Source organism: Streptomyces sp. MNU89, assembly GCF_020982505.1.
Lineage (GTDB): Bacteria > Actinomycetota > Actinomycetes > Streptomycetales > Streptomycetaceae > Streptomyces > Streptomyces xinghaiensis.
On sequence record NZ_JAJKLL010000001.1, the window covers coordinates 5,187,058 to 5,204,500 of the forward strand.

16 protein-coding genes are annotated in these 17,443 nt (G+C 72.3%); 13 read left to right on the plus strand and 3 right to left on the minus strand.

What is annotated here, in order from left to right; all coding sequences use genetic code 11:
• Window positions 1-157 precede the first annotated feature (157 nt).
• Window positions 158-1,345 (plus strand): serine hydrolase, encoded by a 1,188-nt coding sequence (locus tag E4N63_RS22105; protein ID WP_125621922.1) that lies wholly within the window; start codon window positions 158-160, stop codon window positions 1,343-1,345.
• A gap of 87 nt (window positions 1,346-1,432) precedes the next feature.
• On the opposite strand, the gene pepN is transcribed toward E4N63_RS22105, so the two are convergent.
• A complete protein-coding gene (gene pepN, locus E4N63_RS22110) occupies window positions 1,433-4,033 on the minus strand; it encodes an aminopeptidase N (protein WP_125621920.1) in 2,601 nt (866 codons plus the stop codon).
• Between the two features lie 172 nt (window positions 4,034-4,205).
• On the opposite strand from pepN, the gene E4N63_RS22115 reads away from it, so the two are divergent.
• On the plus strand, window positions 4,206-4,859 hold the full coding sequence (locus E4N63_RS22115; RefSeq protein WP_230241538.1) for a DsbA family protein: 654 nt from the start codon (window positions 4,206-4,208) through the stop codon (window positions 4,857-4,859).
• Between the two features lie 78 nt (window positions 4,860-4,937).
• Here E4N63_RS22115 and E4N63_RS22120 read toward each other — a convergent pair whose 3' ends face one another.
• Complete coding sequence (locus E4N63_RS22120) at window positions 4,938-6,386, minus strand: amino acid permease (protein ID WP_230241539.1); 1,449 nt, start codon at window positions 6,384-6,386, stop codon at window positions 4,938-4,940.
• 457 nt (window positions 6,387-6,843) lie between these two features.
• Here E4N63_RS22120 and E4N63_RS22125 point away from each other — a divergent pair, with 457 nt between their 5' ends.
• From E4N63_RS22125 to E4N63_RS22135, 3 genes are all read left to right on the plus strand, one after another.
• Window positions 6,844-7,440: a biotin transporter BioY gene (locus E4N63_RS22125; RefSeq protein WP_095757386.1), complete on the plus strand. Its 597-nt coding sequence runs from the start codon at window positions 6,844-6,846 to the stop codon at window positions 7,438-7,440.
• A 273-nt stretch (window positions 7,441-7,713) separates the two neighbouring features.
• Window positions 7,714-8,202, plus strand: coding sequence for a ribose-5-phosphate isomerase (locus tag E4N63_RS22130; RefSeq protein ID WP_125621916.1), 489 nt, complete (start codon window positions 7,714-7,716; stop codon window positions 8,200-8,202).
• Between the two features lie 23 nt (window positions 8,203-8,225).
• Window positions 8,226-9,032: an Fpg/Nei family DNA glycosylase gene (locus E4N63_RS22135; RefSeq protein ID WP_125621914.1), complete on the plus strand. Its 807-nt coding sequence runs from the start codon at window positions 8,226-8,228 to the stop codon at window positions 9,030-9,032.
• A gap of 106 nt (window positions 9,033-9,138) precedes the next feature.
• Here the strand turns inward: E4N63_RS22135 and E4N63_RS22140 are convergent, their stop codons facing one another.
• Window positions 9,139-10,368: a GNAT family N-acetyltransferase gene (locus E4N63_RS22140; RefSeq protein WP_230241540.1), complete on the minus strand. Its 1,230-nt coding sequence runs from the start codon at window positions 10,366-10,368 to the stop codon at window positions 9,139-9,141.
• A 150-nt stretch (window positions 10,369-10,518) separates the two neighbouring features.
• Between E4N63_RS22140 and E4N63_RS22145 the strand changes: the two genes are divergently transcribed.
• The 8 genes from E4N63_RS22145 to eccD all read left to right on the plus strand — a co-directional run bounded on the left by E4N63_RS22145 (window position 10,519) and on the right by eccD (window position 17,426).
• On the plus strand, window positions 10,519-11,658 hold the full coding sequence (locus E4N63_RS22145; RefSeq protein ID WP_125621910.1) for a PP2C family protein-serine/threonine phosphatase: 1,140 nt from the start codon (window positions 10,519-10,521) through the stop codon (window positions 11,656-11,658).
• 143 nt (window positions 11,659-11,801) lie between these two features.
• Window positions 11,802-12,134, plus strand: coding sequence for a hypothetical protein (locus tag E4N63_RS22150; protein ID WP_125621959.1), 333 nt, complete (start codon window positions 11,802-11,804; stop codon window positions 12,132-12,134).
• A gap of 20 nt (window positions 12,135-12,154) precedes the next feature.
• Window positions 12,155-12,463, plus strand: coding sequence for a pore-forming ESAT-6 family protein (locus E4N63_RS22155; RefSeq protein ID WP_125621908.1), 309 nt, complete (start codon window positions 12,155-12,157; stop codon window positions 12,461-12,463).
• Between the two features lie 101 nt (window positions 12,464-12,564).
• Window positions 12,565-12,981, plus strand: coding sequence for a DUF6507 family protein (locus E4N63_RS22160; RefSeq protein WP_125621906.1), 417 nt, complete (start codon window positions 12,565-12,567; stop codon window positions 12,979-12,981).
• Window positions 12,978-15,293, plus strand: coding sequence for an ADP-ribosyltransferase (locus E4N63_RS22165; RefSeq protein WP_230241541.1), 2,316 nt, complete (start codon window positions 12,978-12,980; stop codon window positions 15,291-15,293). The genes E4N63_RS22160 and E4N63_RS22165 overlap by 4 nt, the downstream gene beginning before the upstream one ends.
• Before the next feature lie 60 nt (window positions 15,294-15,353).
• Window positions 15,354-15,755 carry a hypothetical protein gene (locus E4N63_RS22170; RefSeq protein WP_125621902.1) on the plus strand — a complete coding sequence of 134 codons (402 nt, stop codon included), beginning with the start codon at window positions 15,354-15,356 and terminating at the stop codon, window positions 15,753-15,755.
• A gap of 13 nt (window positions 15,756-15,768) precedes the next feature.
• A complete protein-coding gene (locus E4N63_RS22175; protein WP_125621900.1) occupies window positions 15,769-16,041 on the plus strand; it encodes a hypothetical protein in 273 nt (90 codons plus the stop codon).
• Between the two features lie 41 nt (window positions 16,042-16,082).
• Window positions 16,083-17,426, plus strand: coding sequence for a type VII secretion integral membrane protein EccD (gene eccD / locus E4N63_RS22180; RefSeq protein ID WP_125621898.1), 1,344 nt, complete (start codon window positions 16,083-16,085; stop codon window positions 17,424-17,426).
• Window positions 17,427-17,443: the final 17 nt, after the last annotated feature.

The window sequence follows — 17,443 nt, forward strand, 5'->3', positions numbered from 1 at the left end:
AGCCGGAACGCGCCGCGGAACGGACGGAACCAGCCCCTCCGCCCCGAGCTGCCGCAACGGCGTCAACTCCCGCACCGGCGCGGAGGTCCTTCCCGGCGCGGCCCCGCCGCGGCACGGCACGGTCCATCGGAAGCAGGCAACGGAGGGAACGGACTTCATGGCGACACGTTCAGGCAGAGAACGGCGCGGCCCACTCGCCGCGGCCCTGACGGCGGCGGTCCTCGCGCTCGGCGCGCTGAGCGCCCCGGCCGCGGCCGCGGCGGGCCCGGCGGAGGAGGGGAAGCCGGGCACGGGCCGCGGGCACGCGGCGACACAGGAGGCCATGGACGCACAGGTCGCCGCGGGCCTCCCCGGCGTGCTGCTCCAGGCCGTCGACCGCCACGGCGTCTGGAACGGCTCCTCCGGCGTCGCCGACCTGGAGACCGAGCGCCCCCGGCTGCCGAAGGACCGCTTCCGCGTCGGCAGCATCACCAAGACCTTCGTGGCCACCGTCCTCCTCCAACTGGAGGCGGAGCAGCGGATCGACCTCGACGACACCGTCGAGCAGTGGCTCCCGGGCATGGTGCGCGGCAACGGCAACGACGGCCGGAAGATCACCGTCCGGCAGCTCCTCAACCACACCAGCGGCGTCTTCAACTACACCGACGACCCCGGCATCGAGGAGAAGATCTCCGGCCCCGGTTTCCTGGAGCACCGCTACGACACCTGGACGCCGGAGCAGCTCGTGCAGACCGCCATGGCGCACGAGCCGGACTTCCCGCCGGGCACGGGCTGGAACTACTCCAACACCAACTACATCCTGGCCGGCATGGTCATCGAGCGGGTGACCGGCGAGGAGTACGGCGAGGAGATCGAGCGCCGCATCCTCCGCCCGCTCCGGCTGCGCGCCACCACGGTGCCCGGTACCGACCCGGAGATGCCCCGCCCGCACGGCCGCGCCTACTCCACGCTGGGCGGCGACCCGGAGGAGAAGATCTACGACACCACGGAACTCAACCCCTCCGTCGCCGGATCGGCCGGGGAGATGATCTCCACCACGGGCGACCTGAACCGCTTCTACCGGGCGCTGGTGCGCGGCAAGCTGCTGCCGGACCGTCAGCTGAAGGCCATGCTGAACACCGTGGACACCGGGCTGCCGGGACTCGACCGCTACGGCCTCGGCATCTACCCGGAGACCCTCTCCTGCGGCGTGACCATCTGGGGTCACAGCGGCGGCATCCGCGGCTCCGGTTCCGCGGCGACCGTCACCCGGGCGGGGGACCACGCGGCCTCCTTCAACGTCAACGGCGACTGGACCGGCGACGGCCGGGCCGTGGCCGAGGCGGAGTACTGCGGCACGTCCTGACCCGGACGCCCGCCGCCGCACAGCGGCCGGCCGCCCGCCCCCGCACCGGGGAGATGGGCGGCCGGCCGTCGTCCCGCCGCGGCGTCCTCAGTCCGCGAAGTCCGCCGCCCGGTCGCAGTCCTGGGCCCGCAGGGCGCGCGCCAGATCGGCGTGCGCCTCCAGCACCAGCCGCCGCAGAGCGGGCGGCGCCTGCCGGTGCTCGTCGAGCCACGTCTGCGCCGCGTCCAGCGTCTCCTGGTTGCCCTGCAGCATCGGGAAGAGGCCCCGAACGACCGACATGGCGATCTCGATGGACCGCTTCTCCCACACCTGTTCGATCATGGCGAAGTACCGCGGGACGTACGGGGCCAGCAGTTCCCGCTGACCGGGCTGGTCGAAGCCGGCGATGGTGGCCTCGACCAGGGCGTTCGACAGTGTGTCCGACTCCACCACGTCCGCCCAGGCCCGCTCCTTGACCTCGCCGGAGGGCCGGGCGGCGAGGCAGCGCGTCTGGTGGCGCTTGCCGGAGGCGGTGTCGTCGCGCGCCAGTTCGGCGTTGATCTCGGCCGCCCCGGCGGCCCCGTGCGCGGCGAGCGGTTCGAGGAAGGCCCAGCGCAGCTCCTGGTCCACCTCCAGACCGTCGATCTTGGCGGTGCCCGCCAGCAGGCCCTGCAGCAACTGCAGATCGGCCGCGCTGCCGGCGGTCAGCGCGAAGAACCGCGCCCAGGCCAGCTGGTGGCCGCTGCCCGGCTCGGCCAGCCGCAGCTCGCCGAGCGCCCCCTCGGCCAGCGCCCGGCCGCTCTGCTCGCGCCGGTCGGGGGCGGTGTAGTGGACCAGCGCGGAGTGCGCCCAGGCGTGCAGCATCTGCAGCACGCCGATGTCGCTCTCGCGGCCGGCGAAGCGCAGCACCAGGTCGAGGAAGTCGCGGGCGGGCATGAGCCCGTCCCGGGTGAGACCCCACAGCGCCGACCAGCACAGCGCGCGGGCCAGCGGGTCGGTGATGTCGCCGAGGCTCGCGCGGAGGGTGCCGAGGGAGTGCGCGTCGAAGCGGGTCTTGCAGTAGGTGAGGTCGTCGTCGTTGACGAGGATCAGATCGGGCCGCGCGGCCCCGGCCAGCTCGGTGACGACCGTGCGGGGACCGGCGACATCGGTCTCGACGCGGTGGAAGCGGACGAGCGCGTCGCCCTCCCGCCGGTAGAGGCCGATGGCCACCCGGTGCGGGCGCAGCTCCGGGTGCGAGGGGGCCGCCTCCTGGAGGACGGCGAACTCGGTGATCCGGCCGTCCGCGTCCTGGACGACGTCCGGGGTCAGGGTGTTGACGCCCGCGGTCTGCAGCCAGGCGCGGGACCACTCGGCCATGTCCCGGCCGGAGGTCTCCTCCAGCACCGACAGCAGGTGTTCGAGGCGGGTGTTGCCGTACGCGTGCCGCTGGAAGTAGCGGCGGGCGCCCTCCAGGAAGGCGTCCCGGCCGGCATAGGCGACGAGCTGCTTGAGCACCGAGGCGCCCTTGGCGTAGGTGATGCCGTCGAAGTTGAGCTTGGCGTCCTGGAGGTCGCGGATGTCGGCGGTCACCGGGTGCGTGGAGGGCAGCTGGTCCGCGCGGTACGCCCACGCCTTGCGGCGGTTGGCGAAGGTGATCCAGCCGTTCTCGAAGCGGGTCGCCTCCACGAGCGAGAAGGCGCCCATGAAGTCGGCGAAGGACTCCTTCAGCCACAGGTCGTCCCACCACTCCATGGTGACGAGATCGCCGAACCACATGTGCGCCATCTCGTGCAGGATGACGTTGGCCCGGCTCTCGTACGAGGCCTGGGTGACCTTGCCGCGGAAGACGTACTCCTCGCGGAAGGTGACCAGGCCCGGGTTCTCCATGGCGCCGAGGTTGTACTCCGGGACGAAGGCCTGGTCGTACTTGCCGAACGGGTACGGGTAGCCGAAGTGCTCGTGGAAGAAGTCCAGGCCCTGCTTGGTGACGGTGAAGATGTCATCCGCGTCGAAGTAGCGGGCGAGCCCCTTGCGGCAGAGGGCGCCGAGCGGGATCACCAGTTCGCTGCCGTCGTCCAGCGTGCGCCGGTAGGTGTCGCGGACCATGTGGTACGGCCCGGCGACGACCGCGGTGATGTACGTCGAGATGCTCTTCGTCGGCAGGAAGCGCCAGACGGCGCCGCCGCCCTCCGCGGGGACGGGCTCCCCGTCGGCCGCGCCGTTGTTCAGCACCGTCCAGCCCTCGGGCGCGGTGACGGTGAAGATGAACGGGGCCTTCAGATCGGGCTGTTCGAAGGTGGTGAAGACCCGGCGCGCGTCGGCGGGCTCGTACTGCGTGTAGAGGTAGACCTCGCCGTCCTCCGGGTCGGCGAAGCGGTGCATGCCCTCACCGGTGCGGCTGTAGGCGCACTGCGCGTCGACGGTGAGGACGTTCTCCTCGCGGAGGTCCTCCAGCGCGATCCGCGTGCCGTCGAACACGGCGGCCGGGTCCAGCTCGCGGCCGTTGAGGACGACCGAGGTGACGGACGGGGCCAGCAGATCGGCGAAGCTCGACGCGCCGGGCCGGGCGCAGCCGAAGCGGATCGTGGTCACGGAGCGGAAGGTGCGCGGCTCGGGGGCGTCGGGGGCCGTCGCCGACCGCAGGTCCAGCGCCACCTCGTACCCGTGGGCGGTCAGCAGCCCGGCCCGTTCGCGGGCTTCGTCACGGGTCAGGTTCTCACCGGGCACGACGGCTCCTTTGCCTCGTCTGTCACTCACGCGAGTCACACACTGCGGGTCTCACAGTGCGAACAGCCGCCATAGTGTCACGCGCTCACCGGCGGGTGGGAATGCGTCACGCAGGGCCAGTGGTTGACCGTGGGAACCACCCCGAGCACACCACGATGGACCGAGCCCTTCGATGAGGAGAACCCCTGTGACCGCACCCGAGAAGACGCCCGTCGACTTCTGGTTCGACCCGGTCTGCCCGTGGGCCTGGCTGACCTCGCGCTGGATGCTGGAGGTCGAGAAGGTGCGTCCGGTGGAGGTGCGCTGGCATGTGATGAGCCTGGCGGTGCTCAACGAACCGCGGCTGGACGAGCTTCCGGAGGAGTACCGCGAGATGCTGGAGAAGACGGCCTGGGGCCCGGTACGGGTCGCCGTCGCGGCCGAGCGGGAGCACGGCAGCGATGTCCTGGGGCCGCTCTACACGGCGCTCGGCACCCGCTTCCACAACGGCGGCGAGGGCGTCTCCCGCGAGTCGATGGCCGCGGCGCTCCGGGACGCCGGGCTGCCGGCGGAGCTGGTCGACGCCGCGGACACCGACGCCTACGACACGGAGCTGCGCGCCTCGCACAAACAGGGCATCGAACTCGTCGGCGAGGAGGTGGGCACCCCCGTGATCGCCGTGCCGGGCGCCGACGGCGAGCCCTGTGCCTTCTTCGGTCCGGTCGTCACGCCCGCACCCAAGGGCGAGGCCGCGGCGAAGCTGTGGGACGGCACGCTGATGGTCGCCTCCACCCCCGGCTTCTACGAGATCAAGCGGACCCGCACCCAGGGGCCGGTCTTCGACTGACCCGCCCGCCCAGGCTGTACGACGAGGGCCCCGCGTGCCGGCTGCGCGCGTGGGCCCTCGTGTCCGAGCCGGGGGCGCTCAGCGCGGCGCGGGAACGCCGCGCCCGCCCGTCCGCCGCTGCCGCAGGTAGCCCGTACCGGCCAGCAGCAGCGTCAGCCCGCCGGTGAAGAACAGCTGCGTCCGCGTCTCGCCGTCCCGCAGCATCAGCAGCAGGACGGCCGCGATGCCCGCCAGCGCGACCCAGGTGAGGTACGGGAACCACCACATGCGCACGGTCAGCCGCTCCGGTGCCTCCCGCTCCAGCCGCCGCCGGCCCCGCAGCTGGGCCGCCGCGATGAAGCCCCACACCACGAGCACCGCGGCGCCCACCATGTTGAGCAGCCAGACGAAGACCGTCTCCGGCCACCAGAAGCTGAACAGCACCGCCAGGAAGCCGAAGGCGGAGGAGGCCAGCACCGCGCGGCGCGGCACCCCGCCGGTCACCCGGCCCAGGGCCGCCGGGCCGTTGCCCCGGGCGATCAGCGAGTACGCCATGCGGGAGGCGCCGTAGATGTTGGCGTTCATCGCGGACAGCAGCGCCGCGAGGATCACGGCGTTCATGATCTGCGCGGCGGCCGGCACGTCCAGGAAGTCCAGCACGGCCACATACGGACCGGGCTTGACGACCGAGGCGTCGTTCCAGGGGACAAGAGTGACGATCACGGCCATGGAGCCGACGTAGAAAAGGGCGATTCGCCACATCGCCGTGCGCACGGCGCGGGCGACACCGTGCCGGGGCCGCTCCGACTCCGCGGCGGCGATGGTCACCGTCTCCAGGCCGCCGTACGCGAACACCGAGGCGAGCAGGCCGACCAGGAAGCCCTCCGCGCCGTTCGGCAGCCAGCCGCCGTCACCGGTGAGGTGCGCGGTGCCCGGCGTCTCCGTGCCCGGGAGCGCGCCCAGGATCGCCAGCACGCCGAGGAGCAGGAAGGCGGCGATGGCGAACACCTTCAGCGCGGCGAACCAGAACTCGAGTTCGCCGAAGTTGCCGACCGCCGCCAGATTGGTGCCGCAGAACAGCGCCATGAAGACGGCCACCCACATCCAGGACTCGGTCCCGGGAAGCCAACTGGTCATGATCGCCGCCGCGCCGATGGCCTCGGCGGCGACCGCCACGCACAGCAGCGTCCAGAACATCCAGCCCGCCGTGAAGCCCGCCCAGGAGCCGATGGCGCGCTCCGCGTGCACGGAGAAGGATCCGGAGGCCGGGTGCGCGGCGGACATCTCGCCCAGCATCCGCATCACCAGCAGCACCAGCGCGCCGGAGAGCGCATAGGCGAGCACGATCGACGGGCCGGCGGCGGCGATACCGGCGCCCGAGCCGACGAACAGGCCGGCGCCGATCACCCCGCCGAGGGCGATCATCGACAGATGGCGCTGCTTGAGACCGCCAGGGAGCGGGGTGCCGCGCTCCGTGGCCCCGGGCGCCCCGGCGCGGGCGGGCGCGGAGACCGGAGACGGCGGGGACGGCGGGGACGTCGGATTCATGAGCCGTGGTGTCCAGTACGTGAGGTGGGACGGGCGGCCTCAGTGTCCCGGTGTGTACCGCTCAGAACAACTTCGCCCATGTCATGTACCGATATCCGGACGGTCGATTGACCCTCCGTGTTGACGCCGCGCCGCCCCGGAACCGTCCGGCCCGGCCGCCCCGCCCCGGGCCGCAGAGGTCTTTTGGTGGGTCCCCACAGTGCTGGCCCATCTCCCGCCCGGCGGCCGCCCCTTGGCGGCCCGCTCCGCGAACCGCTCTCTCCGGCAGGTCCGCGTGACGAGCGTCACGGGTGTGCCCCGCCCCGTCCACTCACCGCGAGCCCGGGTGCCACCGGGCCGTTATGGGAAACCTACCAAGCCTCCCGCCCCGCCTTTGTCGACGGCTCATGGTGAACGATCGTTGACTCGTCGGCTAGCGTCACCGTGTCCCCCGCCGTCCTCGTTCCGCGGAGCCCACATGAGCACTGCCGCCGTCACCCGTACCCACCGCCCCGGCGCGGTCCTCGCCGACCTGCTGCCCGCGGCCACCGCCACCCGCGCCCGGCTGCGGGACGCGGCCCTCGTCGTGGGCGGCGCCGCGCTCACGGGTGCCGCGGCCCAGCTCGTCGTCCCGGTGCCCGGCTCCCCGGTCCCGGTCACCGGCCAGACCTTCGCCGCGCTGCTCGTCGGCGCCTCGCTCGGCGCCGGCCGCGGCTTCCTCTCGCTTGCCCTCTACACGCTCGTCGGCATGGCCGGTATGCCGTGGTTCGCGGGCGGCGCGGGCTCGGCCACCTTCGGCTACGTCCTGGGCATGCTGCTCGCGGCCACCGTCGTCGGCGCGCTGGCCCGGCGCGGCGGCGACCGCGGCCTGCTGCGCACCGCGGGCACCATGGCCCTCGGCTCGCTCATCATCTACGCGGTCGGCGTGCCCTACCTCGCCCTGGCCGCGGACCTCTCCTTCGGCAAGGCCCTCGCCGTCGGCATGGTGCCCTTCCTCATCGGGGACGCCCTGAAGGCCGCCCTCGCCATGGGCGCCCTGCCGGCCGCCTGGAAGCTCGCCGGCCGCCGCGGCTGACCGCGGCCCCTCACGAACACGGGCCGGGCCCGCACCGCCTCACCGCGGTCGCGGGCCCGGCCCGTGTTCGTGCTGCGCCCGTACTGCCGTGTGCTGCTCCCGTGCGGCCCGTCGCCGTACGGCCCTCGTCCGCGTCACCCGTGTCCGTCCCGCGGTCTTCCCGCCGTGGCTCCCGGGCCGCCCGGGCCGCCCGCCGCCCCGTGCCCGCGGGAGCCGCCGCCCCTCGGCCCACCCTCGGCGACGCCCCGGCAGGGCCGTGCCACACTGCTTCCCATGCGCGTGTACCTCGGCTCCGATCATGCCGGTTTCGAACTCAAGAACCACCTCGTGGAGTGGCTCACGGCCAACGGCCACGAGCCCGTCGACTGCGGCCCGCACATCTACGACGCCCAGGACGACTACCCGCCGTTCTGCCTCCGCGCCGCCGAGCGGACCGCCGCCGACAGCGAGAGCCTCGGCATCGTCATCGGCGGCTCCGGCAACGGCGAGCAGATGGCCGCCAACAAGGTCAAGGGCGTCCGCGCCGCGCTCGTCTGGAGCGAGCAGACCGCCGAGCTGGCCCGGGAGCACAACAACGCCAACGTCATCAGTGTCGGCGGCCGGATGCACAGCCGCGACGAGGCGGTGAAGTTCGTCGAGACCTTCCTGAACACCCCGTACTCGGGCGAGGAGCGGCACACCCGCCGCATCGACATGCTCACCGCCTACGAGAACACCGGGAAGCTCCCCGAGATCCCGGCCCACCACCCGCGGCAGGACTGAGCGGGCGGAGGGCCGGACAGCACATGCCCGAGGGGCACACCATCCACCGGCTGGCCGCCGACCACCTCTCCCGGTTCGGCGGCCGCGCCGTGCGCGCCACCAGCCCGCAGGGCAAGTTCGCGGACGGCGCCGCCTTGGTCGACGGCCAGGTGATGGAGACCGCCGAGGCCCACGGAAAGCATCTCTTCCTGGGCTTCCCCGGCTCCACCTGGATCCACATCCACCTCGGCCTCTTCGGCAAACTCGGCTTCGGCACCGCCCCGGCGCCACCGCCCGCCGAGACCGTACGGCTGCGGCTGGCGGACACCGAGGCGTACGCGGACCTGCGCGGCCCCACCACCTGCGCCCTGCTCACCGACGGCGACAAGCGGGCGATACACGCCCGGCTCGGGCCGGACCCGCTGCGGGGTGACGACGGGGAGGGCGCCTGGCGGCGCGTCAGCCGCAGCCGCAGCAGTGTCGCCGCCCTGCTGATGGACCAGAAGGTCGTCGCGGGCGTCGGGAACGTCTACCGCGCCGAAGTCCTCTTCCGGCACGGCATCGACCCCTACCGCGAGGGCCGCGATCTCACCCGCGCCGAATGGGACGCGATCTGGGCGGATCTGGTCACGCTGATGCGCGAGGGTGTGCGGAACAACCGGATCGACACCGTCCGCCCCGAGCACACCCCCGAGGCGATGGGCCGCCCGCCCCGCGTCGACGACCACGGCGGCGAGGTGTACGTCTACCGCCGCACCGGGATGCCCTGCCACATCTGCGGCGGCGAGGTCCGCACGGCCGAGCTGGCCGCGCGCAACCTCTTCTGGTGCCCCGGCTGCCAGCCCGGCTGAGCCCGCCCCGACCGGTCCGGTGGGACGGGGCCCCTGCCACCCGGCCCCGGGCCCGCCCGGCACCGCCCGGAGCCGTGCGCACGGGGACAACCGCCGTGCCCCCGGGTCAGAAGCCGTGCGGCAGCCAGGGCGCGACCTCGCCGAGGAAGGCGCGCGCCGTCTGGCCGAGGGTCTCGCGGCGCAGCTCGCGCACCCGCCCGGTGCCCGCCAGCGCGGCCAGCGAGAAGCCGCCCAGATAGGCCGACCCCAGTTCCCGGACGGAGAGCGACAGTTCGGCCGGGTCCGAGGTACGGGCGCAGGAGGCGCCCTTGGTGTCGCCGCTCAGCCGCCAGCGCCCCTCGTTCCAGGGACAGAAGGGGTCGGTGATCTCCAGTACGACGTCCACCGGGCAGGCGTAGGTCCGGGCCTCCAGGGCCGCGCCCACGTCCACCACACGCAGATGCACCCCGTCGCGGAGCCGCGGCGAGCAGCGCCGGACGTCGGACACCAGATGCAGCAGCGGGTCGTCGACCGGCCGGTTCCGCACCCGCAGCCGCGAGGTCAGGTCGATGCCGAAGAGGAAGCGCCAGAGCGCCGCGGACGCCTCCGGGTCCAGGGCCTCCAGATCGCGCAGGACCACCGTGCCGTCCGCCCCCTGCGGGCCCCACTCGGGCTTGAGGGCATAGCGCGCGTAGCCGGCCGTCTCGCCGTCCCGCTCGGCCAGCACGCACTGCAGCGGTGACGCACCCGCCCGGCCGGCCTCCGGGTCGAGCAGCGGCAGCCGCTCCCACCCCGGGGACCGGGCGAGCATCCCGGGCCGGGCGGGCACCCGCCGGGCGTAGACCGCCTCGCACCGGTCCTGGACGTCGCCGGGCGCGGCCAGCCGCAGCGTTACGCCATCCGTGTGGTCCGGTCCTGTCAGCCCGGCCCGTTCCGTGTCGATCTCCAGGGCGAGCTCCTGGGACGCGATGCCGTAGCCGAAGCGGCCGTAGATGCCCGGCTCGGAGGCGGTGAGTACGGCGAGCGGCTCACCGAGGGCGCGCACGTCGTCCAGCACGCGCCGCATCATGCCCGTGAGAATCCCCCGCCGGCGGTGCGTCGACAGGACGCTCACCATGGTCACCCCGGCCGCCGGCACCGGCGCCCCGCCCGGCACCGTCATCCGGAAACTGAAGGCGCCGGCCGTGCCGACGCAATTGCCGCCCTCCCAGACCCCGATCGAACGGTCGTACTCGGTGAGCCCGTGCCAGAGCTCGCGCTCCTCCGGGGGTTCGGGAACACCGCCGAACGCAAGATCGAGTCGGTCGTACCATTCGTCCCATTCCGCGGGCCGCAGCACCCGCGTCTCTGTGGTCATGAGCCCATGACTACCAGCAGGGTTCCGAACAGGCGACCGGGTTTCGGGTGCGTCGGGAGCGCACGGAGGCGGGCCGGGCGCAAGTATCCGCGGAATCCGACGCGCCGTGAATCGACGCGCCGCCGAACGGGTGGATAAGGTCCCGGTGAAATGGCACACGAGGTGAGAGTGGAGACGTTCACGGCCCGCATGCGCAGAAGGACGCACCGGGTCCGGATCGGGCTGCGCAAGGCCGCCGTGGACTATTTCCGCGGCGACGGCTCCGACTGGATCGCCCTCGTCGCCCTGCTGCTCGCCGTCCCCGCCATCGCGGCCGGGACCATGGCGGCACCCCTGTGGTGCCCGCCCTCCGCCCTCGTGCTCCCGATCGTCGCCGCCGGACTGCTGCTGCGGCCCTCCAGCGTGCTGCTGATGTACGCGGCGGCGGCCGCGGCCCTCATCGTCGAGGCGTCGGTGATCGAGGAGTACGCGAACGTCCCCGTGGTCACCCCCGGCGACATCCTCGTCGTCGGCGCGGTCGGCTTCTCCGGCCTGATCATCGCCCAGTTCCGCAGCCGGGTCGGCGTGCCCTGGCGACGCGGCGGAACCATGCTCTTCGACCTGCGCGAACGCATCCGCGTCCAGAGCAAGCTGCCCGGCCTGCCGCGCGGCTGGCACCGGGAGATGGCGCTCCGCCCGGCCGGCGGCCAGTCCTTCTCCGGTGACTTCGTCGTCGCGGCCCGCACCAACGGCGGCCGCACCCTCGAGGTCGTCCTCACCGACGTGTCCGGCAAGGGCATGGACGCCGCCTCCCGCGCCCTGCTGCTGTCCGGAGCCTTCGGCGGCCTGCTCGGCTCGCTCCCGCCGCACCAGTTCCTCCCGGCCGCCAACGGCTATCTGCTGCGCCAGGACTGGACCGAGGGCTTCGCCACCTCCATCCACCTCGTCCTCGACCTCGACACCGGCGACTACGAACTCATCTCGGCGGGCCACCCGCCGGGCCTGCAGTTCTCCGCCGGCACGGGGCGCTGGGAGCAGAAGGGCGCCGAGGGCCCGCTGCTCGGCGTGTACGACGGGGCGGAGTTCGAGCCGGTGAAGGGCACCCTGTGCCCGGGTGACGTCCTGATGCTCTTCACGGACGGCCTGGTGGAGTCGGCGGAGCGCGAACTCAGCGAGGGCCTCGACCGTCTGACGGGCGAGGCCGACCGCTACGTCGCCTCCGGCTTCCACGGCGCCGCCTGGCACCTCATCGAGGCGGTGGCGAAGGACGTCAACGACGACCGCGCCCTGCTGATGATCTGCCGCGACTGACCGCCCGGCACGCGGCCGTGCCCGCCCGGCCGGGGCGGGAGTGCCCGTCAGCACCCCGGATCCGGGAACCAGTTGTGCCCGTACGGGCGTGGTAGTACATGTAGACGTAGTCGTGTCGAGTGCCGATCCACGGGGGTGAGCTGGTGAAGTTCGATATGGGCAGTACGGCGCTGTCGTCTCTGGTGTCGAATACTCAGGGGTCTTCGGATGATCTGGGTGGTTTGATCCGGATGTTGATCGCTGCTGCGGAGCCGTTGGAGGGGAAGTTCAACGGTGCGGGGAAGGCGGCGTTCGATCAGTTCAAGGCGAGTTCGGATGAGGTGACGGCTGCGTTGAATTCGTCGTTGCGGGCGATTCTGGGTGGTCAGTCGGGGATGGATCAGTCGTTCGGTACGGGTGATCAGGAGTCGGCGGACAATGCGCGGCAGCAGATGGCGGCGGCGAATTTCGATGCTGCTCGTTTCGGCGGGCGTTGAGCTGAGCGGGGGTTTTGACGGTGGGTAATCAGGATCGCCGGTCGTATGACACGGGTGCGTCGACGGAGGTGCAGGGTTCGCTGTCCTCGATCGTGGGGCAGTTGGAGCGTGTGCTGGGTGAGCGTGATCGTGCGGTGAAGTCGGCGATGGCGGACTTCCAGGCCGATGGTGTGTCGGATCTGTATCACGACAAGGAAGCGCGGTGGAACACGGCCGCGAACGAGGTGCGGTCGATCATTCAGCTGGTGCGGTCGACGCTGGAGCAGAACGACGGGACGGCGCAGGCCACGTTGGCGAAGGCGAAGGCCGCCGTCGACAACATCGGCTGACCGGTATCGGCTGATCAACGGCAGGGTCGGCCGGTCCGGGCGAGCCCGGACCGGCCGGAAGCAGGTATGCGCACACACATGACGTGACAACGGGGGTCGTTGTGTCGGGCTGGGATATCGACGTGGGCGGTGTCCAGGGGGTTCTCTCCAAGACGGGTGAGGTGGCGGGGAAGCTGGAGACGCAGGCTTCTTCGTACTCGGATCACATGGAGAGTGCGGCGTCGTCGGCGGGGACGATCGCGGGTGGTGGTGAGGCTCCGGAGATGGGTCTGGTCGGGGCGGCGCTGGCGGAGTTCGCGATGAAGACGCAGGACGATCTGATGTTCGTCGGGGCGCGTGCGGGCAAGTCGATGACGGGTGCGGTGGACGCCGTGAAGGCGTACAACCAGGGTGACCTGGACATGGCCGCGGCCGCGCAGCGCGAGGCTCTCAAGGCTCCGGATCTGGCGGCACTCAAGGCCCAGGCCCAGAACAACGCCGGCGGTGACGGTAGTCACGGCCGGCAGGTACCGAAGTGATCAAGCCTGAGGCGATACCCCAGTTCACGGGTGATCTGGAGCAGTTGGAGAAGGACGCCACCGGCCTGGGCAACGATGCTGACGACATCCGGGAGACGGGCAAGGGCGTCCACACCCAGTTCCAGGGTCTGTCGGCGTTCTACACCGCTCCGGAGGCGGAGGCGTTGTTCGCGTCGACGAAGCCGGTGCAGGACCGGGCGGATGAGTTCGCCGATGATCTGGAGAAGGTCAAGTCAGCGCTGGACGAGTACGCCGCCGAGGTGCGTCCTCTGGTGGCGAAGCTGAAGCAGCTCAAGGCCGATGCTGCCGCGTTCGTCGCCAGTGTGGAGGATGACGACGAGTGGAAGTACGACGGCGACAAGATCGATGAGCACAACGCGCTCCAGTCGGACGTCACCGCGACGGTGGCGGCGTTCTGGGAGGCGGAGCGCACCGCGGCCAACAAGATCACCGCGCTGGTGGGCGGCACCCAGTACCGGGCGAATGACGGCTCGGACGGCAAGAACATGTACGGCTTCTCCGCCGACGACATGAAAGACGCCGAAGTCCCCTGGGGCACGGCGGAGAACGAGAAGTACCACTGGTACGAGGTCCACCAGCACATCAAGAGCTTTGTGTGGGACGGCCTGATCGTCGACGGCGTGTGGGGCACCATCAAGGGCCTGGGCACCCTGGTCGGATTCGATGGCTGGGATGCGATGAAGGATGCCTGGAAGGGCCTGGGCATGCTGGTGGTCGGCACGGCCCTGTACACCTCGCCGCTGGCCTACGCGGTCCCGGATTCCGCGTTGCCGCAGTGGATGAAGGACTCCAAGCAGGTGGCCAAGGAAGCCGGCAAGGCGATGCTGGCCTGGGACACCTGGAAGGAGAACCCGGCCCGCGCGGCCGGGGCCGTCACCTTCAACGTCCTGACCACCGCCACCGGCGTCGGCAACGTCGCCAAGGGCGGCACGGCGGCCAAGGCCGCAGCGCTCGTCAGCAAGACCGGGAAGGTCATCGACCCGATGACCTATGTCGCGGGAGCGGCCGGCAAGGTCACCAAGATCTCGGACGTGCTCGGCGGGCTCAAGAACATGTTCCCCGAGAAGATGCCCGAACTGCCGAATATGGCGAACATGCCGGACGGCACGGTCAAGCTCCCGGACGGCTCGCTGCTCTCGCCGGACGGCACCCTCAAGCTGCCCGACGGCACGGTGAACGTCCCCAACTCCTCGGCTCTGCCGAACGGTTCGGTGCTGCCCGACGGCTGGGCGGCCGATCCGCACACCACTCCGCCCACCGCGCCCGCGCACACTCCGGCCCCGGCCCCGGCCCTGGCCCACGCGGGCGCCCCCGATCCGGGCTTCCCTCGCCGGTCCGACGCCCCCGACACCCTGTTCCCGGCGGCACACGGGGACGCCCTGCCGCCCGGCGGCGTCATCGACCACACCTTCGGCGGCCACGGCAGCCATGGCGGCCCCGCCGACTCCGCCGCGCACCACGCGGATGCCGGCACCCACACCGACCCGGTGCACCACACCGACCCGGCCCACCACACCGACCCCGCAGTCCCCGGCCCCGACCCCGGCGGTCCGAACGGCCCGGGCGGCGGCGGTCCCGTCGACCCGCCGTACACCAATGCCGGCGACCCGCCCGGCACGCCCGCCGGGGGCGGCGACCCGCTGCCGGACCCGGCCGACTGGGACAACCTCACCCCGGAGGAGATGCACCGCCTCGCCTCGTGGGAGGTCTCGCAGGGCACCGTGCCCTTCGTCAACGACGTCGAGGCGGCCCGCTACGGCGCCGCCTACTGGAACGACTACGCGGACAACCTGTCGCCCTCCCAGAAGGAGGCGTTCCTCGACTACACGAAGGAGACCAACCCCGGCGGCGTCACCTACCACGAGATCAACGGCTTCCTCCGCGGCGACAACGCCTACGACACCCCGGCCGTACGGCACGACGTCGCCGAGATCGACCGGGCGATGGCCGCCCGACCCGTCCCCGAGGACGTCATGGTGGTGCGCGGCACCGGGCTCGGCCACCTCAACCTCTCCTCGCCGCTGGAGATGGAGGGCCGGGTCTTCGACGACGGCGCCTACATGTCGACCTCCCTCGGCGACCAGCCGGTCGCGGCCTTCGCCGGCAAGGAGGCCGTCCTGCATCTGCGGGTCCCGCAGGGCACCCCGGCGACCTGGGTCGAGCGGGTCTCGGCCTTCGGCGGCGGCGAGCGCGAACTCCTGCTCGCCCGCGGCTCGGCATTCAAGGTGACCAGGGTTTTCTGGGACAATGGCCAGTGGCAGGTCTACGGCGAGATCCTGCCGAGGCCGTAGCCGATGAGCAGGCGGGACACCGCACCGGAAACGCGGCCGAAGCGGGAGAAGGGGGCACACATGGGAACGGATCCGCGCGCGGTACCGCGGTTCACGGAGGACCTGCGGCTGAAGCAGACCGGCGGCCCCGCGGTCTACCACCACACCACCGGCAAACCGGTCCGCTATCTGACGGTCGCCAACGACCGCAGCGGTGTGATCGGTTACCTCTGGGCCAACGACGAGGACGGCGCCGCCGGCTGGGAACCCCGTCCCGCCGCGGGCGGCGACGCCTTCAACGGCGCCCGGCCGTGGCTGGCGAGGCTCCGGGACGCCAGGTCCCGCGAACTGCCGCCCACCGAGGCCCTGCGCGAGATCGCCGGGGAGCCCCCCGCCGAGGACGCGCCCAGCGCCGTCGTCCCCGGGCCGCTCGCCGAGGCGCCGAGCCTGGCCGCCCTGCGCGACCTCGCCGCGAGCGGCTGAGGGCGCGGCGGTCATGGCCACCAAGGACTACGACAGCCAGCTCCTGGAGTCCGTCTCCGTACGCCGCCGCCGGATGCGGGACGCCCTCCTCTACGGCCCGCAGCGCGCGCGGCGCACGGCCGACGAACGGCTCGGCAAGCTCTTCGCCGGCATCGCCATCGCGGCGGTCATGTGCGCGGGCTGCGTCGGCTGGTCGTTCATCCAGGACAAGCTGGCGGAGCAGAAGGCCGACAAGCCCGGGCAGAGTTCCTCGCCCGCGGTCGTCAGCCCGGAACCGAAGCGGTGAACCGGTGATATCCCGATGGTAGGTTCGATCAAGTGGTGAGTATGGGGGCGCGGAGCACGGAACTCAGCAGGGTCACCCTGGTCGGTGAGCGGAGGCGGGTCGATCTCGTCCTGCCGTCCGACGAGCCGGTCGGCCGGCTGCTGCCGGACGTCATCCAGCTGCTGGACGACCGGGTGGCCGCCCGGCCCGAACTGCGCCGGCTGGTCACGGCCTCCGGCGCCGTACTGCCGCTGGACTCCACCCTCGCATCCTCCGAGGTGCGCGACGGAGCCGTCCTCCGGCTGGTCCGCGCGCAGGACGCGCCGGCCGCGCCCGTGGTGCACGACGTCACCGACGAGGTCGCCGAGGACCTGGACCTGCGCGCCTGGCGCTGGCGGCCCGTGGCCCGCCGCGCCACCGCGGGAGCCGCGACCGTCGGCTTCGCCGTCACTGCGGCACTGCTCGCCCGGGACGCCTTCGACAAGTCCGCCGTCGCCGGGGCCCTGTTCGCGCTGACGGTACTGCTCGCGGCCGCCGGGGCGCTCGCCGCCCGGCTCGGCGGTGGCAACCGTGGGCTGGCCACCACGCTCCATCTCGCCGCCGGCGCGCTCGGCCTGCTGGCCGCCTGGACGGCCGCCGACGCGCAGTCCTGGACGGCGGAGGCGCGGCTCGCCGGCGTCACCGCGGCGGTCGTCCTCACCCTGCTGCTGCTCGGGCTGTTCACCCCGGTCGGACGGGGCGGACTCATCGGCGCGGCCGCCGCGTTCGCCACCACCGGCATCTGGCTACTGACCGGCGCCCTGCAGGACGAGCCGGCCCGGGTCGGCGCCGTGCTGGGCGTGGTCTCCGTCGTCGTCCTCGGCCTGCTGCCGCGGCTCGCGCTGATGGCCGCCGGGCTCACCGCGCTGGACGACCGCCGCTCCGCGGGGGCCTCCGTCAGCCGTCACCAGGTCGACACGGCGCTGGCCGCCGCGCACCGCGGGCTGGCGCTGGCGACGATCGTCACCGCCGTGTCCGTCACCGCCGCCGGGCTGCTCGCCTCCACCGTGTCGAACCCGTGGGCGATCTCGCTGACCGCGGTGCTCGCGCTCGTGCTGGCCTCGCGCTCGCGGGCCTTTCCGCTCGTGGCCGAGGTCGTGGTGCTGCTGGGCGCCGCCTCCGTACTGCTGGTGCGGCTGGTGACGCTCTGGATCGACTCGCTGGACGGCGCTCCGTCCGGGCCGCTGGGCCTGCTGGCCCTGGCCGCGCTGGTGCCGGTGGGCGTGCTCGCCGTCCAGCCGCCGGAACACGTACGGGTGCGGCTGCGGCGCTTCGTCGACTTCATCGAGTCGGTCGGTGTCATCGCGCTCTTCCCGCTCGCCGTCGGTGTGTTCGGGGTGTACGGACGACTGCTCAACGCGTTCTGAGCCACGGAACGCGGGAC

Bases quoted from the DNA above. Each gene is read 5' to 3' on its own strand.
- eccD (WP_125621898.1), top strand. From the start codon at position 16,083: ATGGGGGCGCGGAGCACGGAACTCAGCAGGGTCACCCTGGTCGGTGAG.
- E4N63_RS22115 (WP_230241538.1), top strand. From the start codon at position 4,206: ATGAGGAGAACCCCTGTGACCGCACCCGAGAAGACGCCCGTCGACTTC.
- E4N63_RS22120 (WP_230241539.1), bottom strand. From the start codon at position 6,386: ATGAATCCGACGTCCCCGCCGTCCCCGCCGTCTCCGGTCTCCGCGCCC.
- E4N63_RS22135 (WP_125621914.1), top strand. From the start codon at position 8,226: ATGCCCGAGGGGCACACCATCCACCGGCTGGCCGCCGACCACCTCTCC.
- E4N63_RS22105 (WP_125621922.1), top strand. From the start codon at position 158: ATGGCGACACGTTCAGGCAGAGAACGGCGCGGCCCACTCGCCGCGGCC.
- E4N63_RS22130 (WP_125621916.1), top strand. From the start codon at position 7,714: ATGCGCGTGTACCTCGGCTCCGATCATGCCGGTTTCGAACTCAAGAAC.
- E4N63_RS22145 (WP_125621910.1), top strand. From the start codon at position 10,519: ATGGCACACGAGGTGAGAGTGGAGACGTTCACGGCCCGCATGCGCAGA.
- E4N63_RS22125 (WP_095757386.1), top strand. From the start codon at position 6,844: ATGAGCACTGCCGCCGTCACCCGTACCCACCGCCCCGGCGCGGTCCTC.
- E4N63_RS22170 (WP_125621902.1), top strand. From the start codon at position 15,354: ATGGGAACGGATCCGCGCGCGGTACCGCGGTTCACGGAGGACCTGCGG.
- E4N63_RS22175 (WP_125621900.1), top strand. From the start codon at position 15,769: ATGGCCACCAAGGACTACGACAGCCAGCTCCTGGAGTCCGTCTCCGTA.
- E4N63_RS22140 (WP_230241540.1), bottom strand. From the start codon at position 10,368: ATGACCACAGAGACGCGGGTGCTGCGGCCCGCGGAATGGGACGAATGG.